Consider the following 16,286-nt stretch of genomic DNA (forward strand, 5'->3'; position numbering starts at 1 on the left):
AATCAAATCAATCATCAATTCTTTGACTGAAAAACATTGAATTGCTTGACAAATGGTAGAAAAATAACTCCATAATCTCTGCAGTGGTGTTACCCACTACAGAAATTATAGAGCCAAAAAAGTTTGGAACTCCCCATCCCAAACTTTTTTACATCCCAAATCCTGTCACTGTCACTCCTAAAAGACGCACACCTTTTGTCTGCTCGTCCAAGCTATCATAAATCTCATGTGCAATGCGCTCAATCTGCTCCGCATCTTGCGTTCTTGTCGCTAAGCTCTGCCTTTTTGTCAATGTTGAAAAATCCGCATAGCGAATCTTCAGAACAATCGTCCTACCAGACTTTCCATGTTTTTTTAAGCTACGAGCTACCTTTTGTGATAAAAGGGTCAGCTCCTTTTTTATGTCGTCTTCGTTATGGAGCAATTTCCCATAAGTTCTTTCCTTGCCTATAGACTTACGAATACGGTTGACTTTTACTGGTGAATTGCTGATTCCTCTTGCTTTGCGATAAAGGTCAAATCCAAATCGACCAAACAAGTCAATCAAGGTCATCTCAGGAATTTCTAATAAATCTGCTCCTGTATAAACGCCCATATCATGCAGCTTTTCCACCGTCTTTTTTCCAACACCGTAAAACTTTGCCACATCCATTTGAGAGAGAAAAGATTCTGCTTCTTCTGGCAAAACAACTGTCAAGCCGTGAGGCTTTTCATAGTCACTAGCCATTTTTGCCAAAAATTTATTGTAGGACACACCAGCTGAACTGGTCAAATGAAGCTCTGTCCATATCTCGTGCTGGATTAGCTTGGCTATCTTGACAGCAGATTTCATACCTAACTTATTTTTGGTCACATCCAGATAGGCTTCATCAATACTGATTGGCTCAATCACATCTGTATATCGTTTAAAAATGGCTCGAATTTGCTGGCTGACTGCCTGATATTTTTCATAATTTCCCGAAATGAAAACCGCCTGTGGACAACGCTCATAAGCTTCTTTGGAGCTCATAGCTGAGTGAACACCAAAAGTTCGTGCCTCATAATTGCAAGTCGAAACAACGCCTCGTCCGCCTGTCAAGCGAGGGTCAGCTCCGATGATAACCGACTTGCCTTTTAGTGCTGGATTGTCTCTTTCTTCTACGGAGGCAAAAAAGGCATCCATATCAATGTGAATGATTTTCCGAGACGTATCATTGATTAAGGGAAAAATTAACATCAATACAGCTCCTTTCTTGACTCTTTTCTTTTCTCCATTATACAATTTTTATCATTTTTTCCAAAATATTTGAAAATATGCTGATTTTTTCAAAAATATAATACAATTTACGCTGATTTTTTAATCTGTATTATAAAAGAAAGTACTTTTATGACCAGATTCCATTTGTGGAAACGATTACTATATGATATACTTATTTTATAAATGTAACAGATTTGTGTTACTAGAAAGATACAAGAGGAAAAAAACATGGTTGTTAAAACTGTTGTCGAAGCACAGGATATTTTTGACAAAGCCTGGGAAGGCTTCAAAGGGGAAGATTGGCGCGAAAAAGCTAGCGTATCTCGTTTTGTACAGGCAAACTACACTCCTTATGACGGAGATGAAAGTTTCTTAGCTGGTCCAACTGAACGCTCTCTTCACATTAAAAAAATTATCGAAGATACAAAAGCACATTATGAAGAAACACGTTTCCCAATGGATACACGTGCTACTTCAATCGCTGATATTCCAGCTGGATATATTGACAAAGATAATGAATTGATTTATGGTATCCAAAATGATGAATTGTTCAAATTGAACTTCATGCCAAAAGGTGGTATCCGTATGGCGGAAACTGCTTTGAAGGAACATGGCTATGAACCAGATCCTAAGATGCATGAAATCTTCACAAAATACGTAACAACTGTAAATGACGGTATTTTCCGTGCCTACACAACAAATATCCGTCGTGCACGTCACGCACACACTGTAACAGGTTTGCCAGATGCTTATTCACGTGGACGTATCATTGGTGTTTACGCACGTCTTGCTCTTTACGGTGCAGATTACTTGATGGCAGAAAAAGTCGAAGATTGGAATGCTTTGACAGACATTGATGAAGAAACTATTCGTCTTCGCGAAGAAGTCAACCTTCAATACCAATCATTGAAAGAAGTTGTCCGCCTGGGTGACCTTTACGGACTTGATGTTCGTAGACCTGCAATGAATGTAAAAGAAGCTATCCAATGGGTGAATATCGCTTTCATGGCTGTCTGCCGTGTCGTAAATGGTGCTGCTACTTCTCTTGGACGTGTGCCAATCGTTCTTGACATTTATGCAGAACGCGACCTTGCTCGTGGTACTTTCACAGAATCAGAAATCCAAGAATTTGTTGATGATTTCGTCTTGAAACTTCGTACTGTAAAATTTGCTCGTACAAAAGCATACGATCAACTCTACTCAGGTGACCCAACCTTCATCACAACATCTATGGCAGGTATGGGAAATGATGGTCGTCACCGTGTGACAAAAATGGACTACCGTTTCTTGAATACACTTGACAATATCGGTAACTCACCAGAGCCAAACTTGACAGTTCTCTGGACTGACAAACTTCCTTACTCATTCCGTCATTACTGCATGCACATGAGCCACAAACACTCTTCTATCCAATACGAAGGTGTAACGACAATGGCAAAAGACGGCTATGGCGAAATGAGCTGTATCTCTTGCTGTGTGTCACCACTTGACCCAGAAAATGAAGAACAACGCCATAATATCCAATACTTCGGTGCTCGTGTAAACGTGTTAAAAGCTCTTCTTACAGGTCTTAACGGTGGTTACGATGATGTTCACAAAGATTACAAAGTATTTGACATCGAACCTATTCGTGATGAAGTCCTTGACTTTGATACTGTTAAGGCAAACTTTGAAAAATCGCTCGATTGGTTGACAGATACTTACGTAGATGCATTGAATATCATTCACTACATGACAGATAAGTACAACTACGAAGCTGTTCAAATGGCCTTCTTGCCAACCCATCAACGTGCTAATATGGGATTTGGTATCTGTGGATTTGCCAATACAGTTGATACATTGTCAGCTATTAAGTATGCGACAGTCAAACCAATCCGTGACGAAAATGGTTATATCTACGACTACGAAACTACTGGCGAATACCCACGTTGGGGTGAAGACGATCCTCGCTCAAACGAATTGGCCGAATGGTTGATTGAAGCCTACACAACTCGTCTGCGCAGCCACAAACTCTACAAGAACGCTGAAGCAACTGTATCACTTCTTACAATCACTTCTAACGTTGCCTACTCTAAACAAACTGGTAACTCACCGGTCCACAAAGGGGTATACCTCAACGAAGATGGTTCAGTGAACTTATCTAAATTGGAATTCTTCTCACCAGGTGCGAACCCATCTAACAAAGCTCGTGGTGGTTGGTTGCAAAACCTTAACTCACTAGCCAGCCTTGACTTTGGCTATGCAGCAGATGGTATCTCTCTCACTACACAAGTTTCACCTCGTGCTCTTGGTAAGACTCGTGAAGAACAAGTGGATAACTTGGTCACAATTCTTGACGGTTACTTTGAAAATGGAGGACAACACGTCAACTTGAACGTTATGGATCTTAAAGATGTCTATGATAAGATCATGAATGGTGAAGATGTTATCGTTCGTATCTCAGGTTACTGTGTCAATACCAAATATCTTACTAAAGAACAAAAAACTGAATTGACTCAACGTGTCTTCCACGAAGTGCTTTCAATGGATGATGCCCTTAGCTAATTCAATTCTATTCTCAAAAACCAGTTGGAAATTCCAGCTGGTTTTCTTCTTTTTTATGCTATAATAGAGATATTGTTAGTTAAAAGAAAAGGGTGTACAGATGGTGGAGAAAAGAGATGTAGAAAGGGAAGACAAATTTAATCTGACTGTTGATGTCCTGATGTTAGCAGGTACGCTTCTGCTTCAAAGTGGTTCTGAAATTTATCGGGTTGAAGATACCATGATTCGGATTGCTCATTCTCAAGGAATTATGGATTGTAATGCACTCGCAATGCCAGTTGCCATTTTCTTTTCAATTGAAAACACCAATATTTCGCGTATGAAACGGATTACTCACTCAAATTATAATATTGAAAAAGTATGTGATGTCAATCAAGTATCACGTGAACTGGTTAGTGGAGATATCACTCTTGAAGAAGCGTTTGAGAAATTAGCCCAGCTAAAAAAGAAAAAAGCGCCTTATACAAATAAACAGCTAACGCTAGCTGCTACTATTAGTGCCCCTTTTTTCTCTATCATGTTTGGTGGCAATCTCTATGATGCACTCGGAGCTGCTCTTGCGACCTTCTTTGGCTTTGCCTTTTCTCTTTCGGTCAATAAATACGTGCGCATTCCTTTTGTCACAGCTTTTGCCGGAGCTTTTATTTTTGGTCTGCTGGCACAGATCTGGGCGCGCTATTCTGGCTTTCCTTCCAGTGCGGACTTAATCATCGCTGGTGCTGTCATGCCTTTTGTTCCCGGTATTGCTCTGACCAATGCCGTGCGTGATTTGATGACCAATCATCTCAACTCCGGAATGAGCAAAATCTTTGAAACGCTGTTGATCACTTTGGCACTCGGAGCTGGCACTTCCGTAGCTCTCGTCTTAATGAAATAAAAGGTGAATCCATTGACTGTCTTACTACAAGCTGCAGCAAGTTTTCTTGCAATTGTAATGTTCTTAATCGTTTTAAATGTTCAAAAAAGCATGCTCATTCCAGGAGGAATCCTTGGAATGTTCATCTGGCTTTTGTATTATGTATTAAAAGGTCCAACAAATGTGATTATTGCTACGTTTATCGCAGCTATTATCGGATCTTGCATTAGTCAAGTGTTGAGCATTCTCTACAAAACGCCTGCGGTCGTCTTTATCTTGGCTATTTTGGCTCCTCTGGTTCCGGGCTACCTTTCCTATCGTACAACCGCCTTTTTTGTCACTGGAGATTATAGTCATGCTATGGTTAATGCTACCTTGGTAGTGATTTTAGCCTTGGTCATTTCAATTGGAATGGCAAGTGGCACGGTGGTGCTCAGACTCTACCATTATCTGCAAAAACACCGTTCTTCGTAATTCAACAAGAACAACTAAACTGTCTAAAGCCCTTCTTATCTTAAGATGGCTTTTTTCTCAGTTTCCACTTGAATTATGATAAAATGGAATAGAATAAGTTTGATATCAAACCGAAAAATATATAGAGGTAATGATGAACATTGGAATTGATAAAATTGGCTTTGCGACAGCCAATTACGTATTAAAATTAGAAAATTTGGCAGAAGCGCGTAACATTGACCCGGAAAAACTAAGCAAGGGACTTTTACTAAAAGAAATCAGTGTCGCCCCAGTCACAGAAGATATTGTAACCATGGGGGCGAGTGCAGCAGCATCTATTTTGACCAACGAAGATAAACAGGCTATTGACATGGTGATTGTGGCCAGTGAATCTGGAATTGACCAAAGCAAGGCTTCTGCTGTTTTTATTCATGGTTTGCTTGGAATTCAGCCATTTGCGCGTAGTTTTGAAATGAAAGAAGCATGCTATAGTGCTACTGCCGCACTGGATTATGCAAAACTACACGTTGAAAAACATCCAGACTCAAAGGTCTTGGTCATCGCTAGTGACATTGCCAAATACGGGATTGGAACACCGGGCGAGCCAACACAAGGCGCCGGTTCGATAGCTATGCTCATCACTAGTCATCCACGAATTCTAGCCTTCAATGAGGACAATGTCGCTCAAACACGAGACATCATGGACTTTTGGCGACCAAACTATTCGACAACGCCGTTTGTCAATGGCATGTATTCTACGCAACAGTATTTAGATAGTCTAAAAACAACTTGGGCAGAGTACCAAAAGCACAATCAAGTGTCCTTAAAAGATTTTGCAGCAGTTTGCTTCCATTTGCCTTATCCTAAATTAGCTTTAAAGGGTATGAAAAAGATTATGGATAAGAGTTTGCCAATTGAGCAGCAAGAGCAACTACAAGCGAATTTTGAGCAATCCATTCTTTACAGCCAAAAGGTAGGGAATATCTACACGGGCTCCCTCTTTTTAGGTCTCCTTTCCCTACTTGAAAATAGTACGACACTCAAAGCAGGTGACCGCATTGCGCTCTTTAGCTACGGAAGTGGAGCTGTATCAGAAATCTTTAGTGGGCAGCTCGTAGCAGGCTTTGAGCAACAGCTTGAAACCAATCGTATGGAAAAACTTGACAGCCGAACGACTCTGAGCATTCCAGATTATGAGAAGGTATTTTTTGAAGAAGCAAAACTAGATGAAAATGGCTCTGCTAGCTTCACAGGCTATGAAAATCAAGACTTTGCCTTAGCAAAAATCGTAGAACACCAACGTACATACATCAAGGTGGAAAAATAATATGAAGATAAGTTGGACGGGCTTTTCAAAAAATCGCTTCAAGAACGTTTGCAAATTTTAAAAGACTATCACTTACTAAACGAGGATAATCAAACAAACCTTGAGCATAATCACATGCTCCCTCTATCAACAGCTAACCAAATGAGCGAAAATGTTTTGGCGACATTTGCTCTGCCCTACTCTTTCGTTCCTGATGTTGTGGTAGACGAGCAAGTTTATCAGGTACCTTTCGTAACAGAAGAGCCCTCTGTCGTTGCGGCTGCCAGCTTTGCAGCAAAAATTATTAAGCGCTCTGGGGGCTTCAAAACGACTATTCACAATCGCCAAATGATTGGACAAGTTGCTCTCTATCAAGTAGCAAATATCGAAGTAGCTATAAAAAATATCCAAAACCACAAGCAAAAATTGCTAGAGCTGGCCAATCAAGCACACCCATCAATTGTCAACCGCGGAGGTGGTGCGCGTGATTTACGTGTAGAATGGCTAAATGACGAAGCTGAATTTTTAGTCGTTTATCTAACAGTTGACACCCAAGAAGCTATGGGCGCCAATATTCTCAATACCATGCTAGAAGCGTTGAAAACACCATTAGAAGAGTTGACTGACGGTGAAAGCCTGATGGCAATTCTATCAAATTATGCAACAGAAGCCTTGGTAACTGCCACCTGTGAAATTGATATTCGTTTTCTCAGTCGAAATAAATCAGAAGCCATTGACATTGCTAAAAAAATCGTGCTAGCAAGCCAATTTGCCAAGCAAGACCCATATCGTGCCAGCACCCACAATAAAGGCATTTTCAACGGAATTGACGCTGTCGTATTAGCAACAGGAAATGATTGGCGAGCGATTGAAGCAGGCGCGCATGCCTACGCTAGTAGAAATGGTTCCTATCAAGGATTAACTACTTGGTCAATCAAGGAAGCCACTCAAACGCTCTGCGGAGAGATTACTCTTCCTCTTCCCATTGCTACAAAAGGGGGCTCCATTGGGCTCAACCCTACGGTGGAAGTTAGCTTCGATTTGCTAAAACAACCAACCGCCAAAGAGTTAGCCAGTATTATTGCGTCTATCGGCTTAGCGCAAAATTTTGCAGCTCTAAAAGCGCTGGTCAGCACCGGTATTCAGCACGGTCACATGAAGCTACAAGCCAAATCTCTAGCTCTTTTAGCAGGAGCTAAGGATACAGAAATCGCTCCTCTGGTTTCTCAGCTCATTTCTGAGAAACATTTTAGTCTCAAAAGAGCACAAGAAATTTTAGAAAACATTCGTCAAAAATCATAGAAAAAAAGAATCCGATAAGTGAAAAAACTCATCGGATTTCGTTATTTAGTTGACCTTGTGCTTCTCGCAAACGTCTATACAAAAGATAAGGCACTTGTCTTAGCTCTCTCAAATTTTGGCAACCAAGTGCACACATAATCAAGCACAAATCTTCTTTCCAACTGTTTACAATCGTGATGACTTCATCCACCGAATGCGTTTCAATCAATTCTAACATGGTGCGTGAAAGTCCTACAGCCTTAGCTCCTAACACAAAAGCCTTCACCATATCAAGCGGCTGCCGTACGCCACCACTCACCAAAATATCCATTTTATCCATCATCGGCTGAGCATTTAGTAAGGCTTGGAGTGTCGATTGCCCCCAATCATTGAGATAGTCTCGATTGCCACCGCGCCTGTTTTCAATATAGGCGAAGCTCGTTCCGCCACGACCAGAAAGATCAACCGTTCGAATACCGAGGTCATAAGCAGTTTCGATCGTTGCCAAATCCATACCAAAGCCAACCTCTTTCAACACTACCGGGACTGTGCTTTGCTCAGCATAATCTTTTAAATGTGCTCGCCAAGTTTTAAAAGAGCGTTCTCCTTCTGGCATGAGCAATTCTTGCATGAGATTGACATGCACTTGCAAAAAAAGAGGATGAAGGTCTGTGATTGCCTGCTGCCCTGAGGAATACGGCTTATCCAGTCCAATATTCGTTGCAAGGAGCAGGTTTGGCCTATCTTGCTTGACAGTATATGAGTCATCTGTTGGATTATTCAAGGCAGCACTGTAAGAGCCTGTGACAAAAAGAATACCGCAAGCTTCTGCAACTTGTGCCAAGCGCTGATTGATGCCCTTCCCTTTCTCACTTCCACCTGTCATAGCATTGATGTAAAACGGAAATTCCCAATCTCTGCCTGCAAACTGCGTCGTCAAATCAATCTCGTCCAAATCATACTTAGGAAGCGAGCAATGAATAAGCTCCATGTCATCAAAACTATTATAAGGCGAATCGTACTCAAGCGCATATCTTATGTGTTCGTCTTTGCGATTTTTATTCATCCATTCCCCACCTTTCCTTATATAAAAGGTCAATTCCTGCCCCCCGCCAACGTTCCACTAAAATTTGACTATCTGTCTCGCTAAATGACAATGCTATGCCGCAGTCACCACCGCCAGCACCGCTACTCTTTGCCACACAGTCCAATCCTTGACTGGCTCTTTTTAAAGCTCTCAGTTTTTCATTGTAAATAGCGGGGCTAAGTTCCGCCAATAGGTGGCTAACCTTTTCTAGGCTTTCTTTCATAATTTCTTTCTCACCAGCAAGCAGCGCCTTCTCCAGTCGAAGAACTTCTTCTTGTGTTTGTGTTAGAAAACTGGATGAAATTGCTGATTTGACCTGATTGATAAGATCTCTAGAAATAGCTGGTTCTTTTGTCCAGCCTACAAAAAAATCAAATGTAAGTTGTGGTTGGATTCTCCGAATGACAGTTCCCCAATCCTGAGCTAATATACTTTTTAAGGGCGACTCATTGATCTGCTCCGCTATTCTTTTGCGGTCAAAAGATTGGTAATAAATCAAATCTTCATAAGCGATACAAGCCACATCTCCCATTGAGCCATTGTCCCCACGTTTAAGAAGGACATAGGCTGCCAGCTTAAAGGTTTCCTCAGCAGATAACGCCAGACCATACAAGGCCGTTATTGCTCGTATGGTTAAAACTACGACACTCCCACTAGAGCCAAGACCAAATTTTTTTCCATCTTGCTCCATTTTTCCAGTAATGGTTAAGAAAAAGGGACGTAGTGAAATGGATCGACTTTGTAAAAACTCATTCATAACAGCAACTGTATCCTGAATGAGACTGTACTCATCATCAGGTGTCAAATCCACAGTATGGTCAAACATATCTGAAAACAACTGATAACGTTCAGCAAAATGAATTTTTCCCGTCATATAAATCGGAATATTTTTCAGAATCGCGCCTTGTCCCGCTGTCAATACAGAGTATTCCCCTGCCAAATACAATTTCCCACATGTTCTTACTGTTTTAGTCATCTGGCAATTCCTTCGTTTTAGAGACAATGAGGCGGTATTTTGCTGCAAATATCGGCACCAAATGCTCCAAATCTTCTTCCAAACACAGCACTTTTACATTTGGTCCTGCATCCATGGTGAAATAACAACGCTCTCCTTGACTGCGTAATTGTTTGATGAAGTCCATTGCTTCATAGCTTTTTTCGGTCAGGTAAGAAAACGCTGGCGTTGCTGTCTGAGTGGTAGCATGCATGGCAAGCGCATTTTTTTCTGTTAATTCTCCCACCTTAGCAAAATCATTGTTAGACAAATAAGTCAACATGGCTTTATAATCTTCTTCGGACTGTCTCACCCAATCACTAAATATCGTGGAGGTTTCTGCACAGCGTTTCATTCCCTCACGACTTGAAATCGGCTTTTTCTGATCATACAAAACCAGCATTATCATCGCTAATTTCAAATCTGTCTTTACTGGATAAATCTCTCCGCTATCCTTGTCCCAAGCTGCAATCGGTCCATAAAAACTCCGTGAGGAAGACCCAGAAGCTAATTTTGCTTTTTGTACTTGCTCTTTTGTGGACAAGTGCAATTCAAAAAAGTCATTACAAGCCTTAACAAGCGCAGACAAACCGCTTGAACTAGATGAAAGCCCCGCTGCTGTCGGCATATTATTTTTTGTATCAATTCGTACAAAACCAGCTCCTTGAGGACGAAAACGATCTACAATATTGCTCATTTTTTTATGTTCAGCTTGATCTTGCAGAACACCATTGATGTAAAATTCATCTGACTGGGCACTCACTGGTAAGCTAGACAGAGTTGTTTCTGTGTACATATTTTCCAAGGTCAAAGAAATACTGCTCGTTGCAGGAATTATCTTGACAGTATCTTTCTTACCCCAATATTTGATAATGGCAATATTGGCATAAGACCGCACCTTTACAGACTTTCGATCCATGTGTTTACCGCTCCTTTCTCCCTCAATAAATCAGCCAAACTGACAGCCTTTTCTTTGCTCGCCACTAGAGCGATAATGCAGCCACCTAGACCACCACCACTCATTTTCGCACCAAGCGCTCCATTTTCTTGCGCTGTGGCAACAAGTCGATCGGCTTCAGGGCAACTCACGCCTAGATTTTTTAAGCTGAGATGAGCTTCTGACATGGCTATCCCGATTCTCTCTAAATCTTTTACTTTCAAAGCTTCTTCAACTTCATTGGTTAATTTTCCAAGCTGATGAAGATGTGGCAAAGCGGTCATTCCGAGTTGCTCAACTTCTTGGATAGCTTCCCGTGTATGCCCATAAATCCCTGTGTCTGCAATCACAAGATAGGCTCCGAGATTCGTCTCAAATTCTGAAAAACCAACATTTTTGATGAATTTAATAGCACGATCGCTCAAGCAAGTCTTAGCATCTAAACCACTCGGATTCATGTGGGCAATCATCTCTGCCCGATTGGCTAAAATCTCCAGAGTTTCCCTATCCAAGTCCTGTTCATAATAATCAAAAACAGCTCGAATCGCAGCAATACTCACTGCCGCAGAAGAACCCATTCCGCGTTTTTCAGGCACCATGGACTCAATCTCACAGCGAATATAAGCCTCTTGCACCCCTAGAAATTCCAAAGAAGCAAAAACCGCCATAGAAAGGGTATCTTCCTCATACAAAATCCACGCATGATCTGATGGCAAAATGCGACCAGTCACTTCAATATTAGTTAAAGGTAGAGCCAAAGCAGGGTAGCCATAGACAACGGCATGCTCCCCTATCAAAATAATCTTACTATGTGCCCGACCAACACCTACTTTTTTTGTCATAGTCTCTCTCTACATCACAATACTTCATCTATTATTTTAATATAATTCATAGAAAAAAGCGATCGTTAGTAGTCAATTCCTTTTATATTCCAAACTAATTTATTTCAACTTTTAAAACAGCGAAAAAGAGCAGGAAATCCAGCTCTTATCCTAACTGTCTTCATTTTACAGATTTTGTTTAATCAAATCCATGAGCTCATTGCGGTCTAAAATCCACTGCGCACGTTCGTCTTTCTCATACGTTCGGTTGGAAAGGAAGATGACCGCTTTCTGCTGTAAACGATTAAACATAATAAACGTTCCAGTATAGCCTGTGTGCTGCAACCACTCTTTGTCTAAATCCCAAGCAAGACTGCGTGTTTTTCCAATCTCCTTTGAGAAATTTTTTGTCAAAGTTGCTGCAAAGTCATCCTGTAAATAATGCTCCAAAAAGAGCTTCAAATCCCGAACTGTCGAAAACAAGCCTGCACTACCAGCGTGTCTGCCCAACACACGCGCTTTGGGGTCATGTACAATCCCTGCTTTCACACCGCGAACCGTTGGCACCGCTTGTGCGACAGGACCAAACGCTGTTTCTTTCATACCCCAAGGCTGAAAAATTTTCTGTTCAAAAATGTCACTCAAAGCAGAATGAAAAATTTCTTCTACCATAAAACCCAGCAATAAAAAATTCACATCAGTATAACGAAAACGCTTGCTATCAAGCACTTTCAAATGATTTAGCGCCTCTTTCAATTCAGCCGCATTGAGTGCATCTCGATTGGGGATAAAGGGATCTAGCCCTGATGTGTGAGTAGCCAGCTGACCTACCGTGACAGAATTGTCATGAAAAGCGGGATAATATTGTGTCAGAGGCGCATCTAAATCGAGTTTTTTCTCATGGAATAGAAAAGCCAAAATCGTTCCGACACCCACAACCTTACTGACACTTGCTAAGTCATAGACCAGTCCTGCTCGGCTTTTCTCACTGCGCTCAGGATTGCTCTCACCAAGATAATATTCTTGCCACTCTCCACGAGTATACAAAGCTAAGCTGGCTCCAGGATAGATTTGTTGTGCTATCTGTTCTTCGACTTTTGAGAGAATCTTGCTTGAACTCATACCGCTTCAATCCAAACTTCAATTTGACTCTCATCTTTGGTCAGGAAAAATTTGCCCGATTTAGGAACAAAAATTTCTCTTCCTTGAAATAAATCGCGCAACGCTTCCACATCAAATTGCTCAACTGTAAATTTAATCATTGCCAAATCCCAAGTTTGAGTACTCTCCGTCAATAAATCTGCTCCGCTTGCTTGTGAGAATGTTAGAACAGGCTGATTTCCTAACCATTCCTGATAAAAAGTGACTGCTTTTTTCTCATCTGGAACATTGATGTGAATCTGCTCTATAGTAAATTGGCTGAGCCCTACAAAACCCTCTAGCGGTGCGAATGCTGGTGCGATCATTATTCTCTGTAAGGTTGTCCAATCTTCCTCGCTATGCAGTAAAAACGTATCTCCTTCCGGCGAAGTTGCTTCAAAAGCATAGCCATTGTCACCTTGGTAAAGATAATCGACTTTGCTACCACGCGCCAAAAGTGCTTCAATTTCTCGTGGATTAGCTACTTTGATGACAATTTTCGCTAATTTCTTAGTCCCAACAACTTTGCGAGTGCGCATACTGGGCGACTCTTCTAGCTGCAATTTTTCAACTTTTGTCTGATCTCCAAGACTGACAAAAGCTCCTTCCTCTAGCAAATTTTTCATTCCCAAAGTTTGACAATAAAATGCGAGATTGTTTTTTCGATTATTGATTTTTAATACTGGTATCGTATTTACAATTTTATTTGTTGAACACATAAATTCCTCCAAGCCTTTCTATTTTAAATAATTTTTGTGTATTTTACAAATATTTATGTAAAAATAGAAAAAATTGTGCTATTACTGATAAATATTTTGTGCCACTACCAGCTCATTTGCTGACTCAAATTCATATTGAAGGTAAGACTGATAAGTTCCCGGCGCAATAATCCCACGCATATCTAAAATGGCTGTTCCAGCCTGTCCGATAATGCTATCGGCTAGCAGACAGCAATTGGTAGACAGGATAAAATAAGTCTTAAAACGACTTGTTTTAAACTTATATAAACGAGCATTCAACTCATGTTTCAATTTATAAGCATACGTGCGCTTACCATCTTTCAAATCCGCCGGTGGATCCCACACTTCCAACAACTCATCAATCTCAGCCAACCGTTTCTCCACAGCTAGCTTTTGCTCATCTGTCAAAGATAACCCATAACCAAACAAAGTTTTTTTGCTTTCTTCTTTGCACAAGTCAATATAAGCGTCTTTATCTACTTTAAACAAGACACCATCTCCAATCGTGCCGAATAAACGCTCTGAAAAAACATCATAACTACCATAGGAAATAACTTTTCCTTTATAGCAAATATCAACGTGTCCAATCATCCCAAAAAGATTCTGGTCTGACGTATGGATTAGCACCTCTAAGTCAACGGGCTTTTCTTCGTCTCGGATACTACTATAAACCTTTTGTGGTTTCTTTTTTTCACCTTGTAAAAAACGATTAAAGCGATTCAGTTGCTCTGCTGGGAAAAAGGCAGCGATAATGATAGGCAGGTTAATCCGAATACGGCGTCGAAGTTGTTTTTTCTCCACATCGGTGTTGAACATAAGACCGTCTCGAACGTTAGAAAAGCCTAGTAATATCAGATAAATACCAACAATCAAAAATTGCATCCTACCATCCGTGCGGGGAAAAAAGACAGTTGTCAGTCCAATCCCGCCATAAAGCAAGGTATCAAAAAGATAACGAAAACCACCTTTTAACTTATTCTGCCGATAAAGAAGATATGTAATACCATAGATTGCCGCTGTACACAGCTGATAACAGCCCAATATAATAATGACAATATTGACTGGCAGATTGCTGGCACGGTTAAGAAAGCCAACAACCAGTCCCACTAAAACATGGAGGAGGGCAGAACCAAGACTGATACGATTTTTCTTCACTAAGAAACGGAAAAAAAGATTGATAACTCCGACAAATAAAAAGTAAATGACCAATAAATCTAGGGCAAATTTTGTAAAATCAACACCATTTGCAATAATAATAACGCCAAAAAGAATCGCCAAAATACCGAACAATAGAGTCCGTCTCCCACTTAGTTTATCTAATTCCATTTCATCTCTCCCAAATAAAAGGCAGGAATGAGACAAAAATTGCTACTTTGCAAAAAATCAGTTTTGCTGTCTCACTCCCGTTACTGTTATTATCCTTACTCTTTAGTATAGCATTTTATATTGGCAAACGTCTAGTCACTTATCTATTTTTTCGCTCAATCTTATCTCTTCGTTATCAAAAAACGGCTCGTAATGAACCGTTTCTTTTTTGACAACTTATCCATAAATCATCTTGTAAAGTGCTACTGCAGCAATACCGGCAAGGATTGGAGATACAACTGGTACCCAAGCATACCACCATTTTGAATCTCCTTTGTGCTCACCAAGAACTGATTTTGGAAGAAGGAAATGAAGAATACGTGGGCCTAAGTCACGTGCAGGGTTTAGACCTGGACCCGTAGGACCACCAAGTGACGTTACCAATGCCATGACAAGGAAACCAAGTGCTAAGTGGGCAACAGCAAGTCCGGCATTGATGTGAGAACCAATTGCAACTTTTCCTTGGATTTGAGTAGCATCCACTCCACGAGTAGCAGCATATTTAACAACTTCTGCACCAAAATAGTTTTTGGTCATAGCCATTGCTGCAAAGAACAAGATAAATGAACCAATAAATTCATTGACAAAGCCATTTATCATAGAAGCAGCATGTGATTTCTTGCTTCCGTCATCCGTATTTACAATAGTTGAGAATGATCCCAAAATCGCATTAGGATTTGTTGTTTGCAAATAGTAAGGGCGGTGACTTGCTACTACTAATGCTTGTCCAAATATCGCTCCCAATAATTGTGCAATAATGTAAGGCGCAACTTGTGCCCAAGGGAAGTATCCGCTAATCGCAAGTCCTAGTGTGAATGCAGGATTGATATGGTTTCCTGATACATTTCCAAACATAAGAGCAGGAATCATAACCCCCATACCATAACCAACTGCGATGACTACCCAGCCACTTTGATGACCTTTGGTTCCCTTTAATTCCACATTAGCAACAGCTCCGTTCCCCAAAATAATGAGAATTGCCGTTCCAAGAAATTCTGTGATATATTTCACAGTCCATGTGACATCCATTTTTGTTCTCCTCTTTAATGAAAAAATTTTAGACAAATCCTATTTTATCAGTTACAATGGATAATGTAAAGGTTATTTTTTGACAAAATGTAAAAAAGGAGTAAAAATATGCGCTATAATCAGTATAGTTATACACCAGAAACAAACGAAAAAATGCTGGCTGAAATGGAAAACATTGGATTTTCTTTCCAACCAGGGCATTCTGATAAAGAAAATTTGGAAACTTTTGTACGTAGAACTCTTTTTAATTATAAACATACAGACTATGCCCTAAAATCTTTGATTGCCAATTCAAAAACAGACTTACTCAGTTTTTTTACGTCCAATCAAGAATTGACAGCAGAGATTTTTTATACCATCATTTTTCAATTGCTGGAATTTGTGCCCTTTGTTGACTTCGACGATGTAGAAACATTCCGCAAGGACGTAAACTTTCCCATTACCTATGGAAATCTGCTCGAAAATCTCTATCAGTTGCTCAACACACGCACCAAAA

13 protein-coding genes and 2 pseudogenes are annotated in these 16,286 nt (G+C 40.5%); 6 read left to right on the top strand and 9 right to left on the bottom strand.

Translation table 11 applies throughout. The features are described 5' to 3' along the window. Positions 1-148 precede the first annotated feature (148 nt). The gene (dinB, locus tag HMPREF2887_RS02695; RefSeq protein ID WP_021001217.1) at positions 149-1,216 is read right to left on the bottom strand and encodes a DNA polymerase IV; all 1,068 of its coding nucleotides are present in this window, start codon (positions 1,214-1,216) and stop codon (positions 149-151) included. A gap of 249 nt (positions 1,217-1,465) precedes the next feature. On the opposite strand from dinB, the gene pflB reads away from it, so the two are divergent. From pflB to HMPREF2887_RS02720, 5 genes and pseudogenes are all read left to right on the top strand, one after another. Next, positions 1,466-3,781, top strand: a complete 2,316-nt coding sequence (gene pflB / locus HMPREF2887_RS02700) for a formate C-acetyltransferase (RefSeq protein ID WP_003027063.1) — start codon at positions 1,466-1,468, stop codon at positions 3,779-3,781. A gap of 100 nt (positions 3,782-3,881) precedes the next feature. Further along, the gene (locus tag HMPREF2887_RS02705) at positions 3,882-4,658 is read left to right on the top strand and encodes a threonine/serine exporter family protein (RefSeq protein ID WP_003027066.1); all 777 of its coding nucleotides are present in this window, start codon (positions 3,882-3,884) and stop codon (positions 4,656-4,658) included. A 3-nt stretch (positions 4,659-4,661) separates the two neighbouring features. Further along, on the top strand, positions 4,662-5,111 hold the full coding sequence (locus HMPREF2887_RS02710) for a threonine/serine exporter family protein (protein ID WP_003027068.1): 450 nt from the start codon (positions 4,662-4,664) through the stop codon (positions 5,109-5,111). Positions 5,112-5,244: 133 nt separating this feature from the next. Beyond that, positions 5,245-6,417 (top strand): hydroxymethylglutaryl-CoA synthase, encoded by a 1,173-nt coding sequence (locus tag HMPREF2887_RS02715; RefSeq protein WP_003027070.1) that lies wholly within the window; start codon positions 5,245-5,247, stop codon positions 6,415-6,417. A 1-nt stretch (position 6,418) separates the two neighbouring features. Beyond that, positions 6,419-7,698, top strand: a pseudogene (locus tag HMPREF2887_RS02720) (hydroxymethylglutaryl-CoA reductase, degradative). 28 nt (positions 7,699-7,726) lie between these two features. Here HMPREF2887_RS02720 and fni read toward each other — a convergent pair. The 8 genes from fni to gla form a co-directional block, all read right to left on the bottom strand. Then, the gene (gene fni / locus HMPREF2887_RS02725) at positions 7,727-8,743 is read right to left on the bottom strand and encodes a type 2 isopentenyl-diphosphate Delta-isomerase (protein ID WP_003027078.1); all 1,017 of its coding nucleotides are present in this window, start codon (positions 8,741-8,743) and stop codon (positions 7,727-7,729) included. Further along, positions 8,736-9,740, bottom strand: coding sequence for a phosphomevalonate kinase (locus HMPREF2887_RS02730; RefSeq protein WP_021001216.1), 1,005 nt, complete (start codon positions 9,738-9,740; stop codon positions 8,736-8,738). Before HMPREF2887_RS02730 ends, fni begins: the two co-directional genes overlap by 8 nt. After that, complete coding sequence (mvaD, locus tag HMPREF2887_RS02735) at positions 9,733-10,677, bottom strand: diphosphomevalonate decarboxylase (protein ID WP_003027084.1); 945 nt, start codon at positions 10,675-10,677, stop codon at positions 9,733-9,735. Before mvaD ends, HMPREF2887_RS02730 begins: the two co-directional genes overlap by 8 nt. Continuing rightward, positions 10,659-11,537: a mevalonate kinase gene (gene mvk, locus HMPREF2887_RS02740; protein ID WP_003027089.1), complete on the bottom strand. Its 879-nt coding sequence runs from the start codon at positions 11,535-11,537 to the stop codon at positions 10,659-10,661. Before mvk ends, mvaD begins: the two co-directional genes overlap by 19 nt. Before the next feature lie 165 nt (positions 11,538-11,702). Next, on the bottom strand, positions 11,703-12,638 hold the full coding sequence (locus HMPREF2887_RS02745) for a serine hydrolase domain-containing protein (RefSeq protein ID WP_021001215.1): 936 nt from the start codon (positions 12,636-12,638) through the stop codon (positions 11,703-11,705). Then, positions 12,635-13,375 (bottom strand): CppA N-terminal domain-containing protein, encoded by a 741-nt coding sequence (locus tag HMPREF2887_RS02750; protein WP_021001214.1) that lies wholly within the window; start codon positions 13,373-13,375, stop codon positions 12,635-12,637. Before HMPREF2887_RS02750 ends, HMPREF2887_RS02745 begins: the two co-directional genes overlap by 4 nt. A gap of 81 nt (positions 13,376-13,456) precedes the next feature. After that, entirely contained in the window at positions 13,457-14,722 is a 1,266-nt protein-coding gene (locus HMPREF2887_RS02755; protein ID WP_084740404.1) for a hypothetical protein, read from the bottom strand. A gap of 216 nt (positions 14,723-14,938) precedes the next feature. Beyond that, on the bottom strand, positions 14,939-15,790 hold the full coding sequence (gla, locus tag HMPREF2887_RS02760) for an aquaglyceroporin Gla (protein ID WP_084740407.1): 852 nt from the start codon (positions 15,788-15,790) through the stop codon (positions 14,939-14,941). A gap of 108 nt (positions 15,791-15,898) precedes the next feature. Between gla and HMPREF2887_RS02765 the strand changes: the two are divergent. Continuing rightward, positions 15,899-16,286, top strand: a pseudogene (locus HMPREF2887_RS02765) (Xaa-Pro dipeptidyl-peptidase); the annotation flags it as partial.

Source organism: Streptococcus sp. HMSC071H03 (genome assembly GCF_001813035.1).
In the GTDB taxonomy this organism is placed as follows: Bacteria; Bacillota; Bacilli; order Lactobacillales; family Streptococcaceae; genus Streptococcus; species Streptococcus anginosus.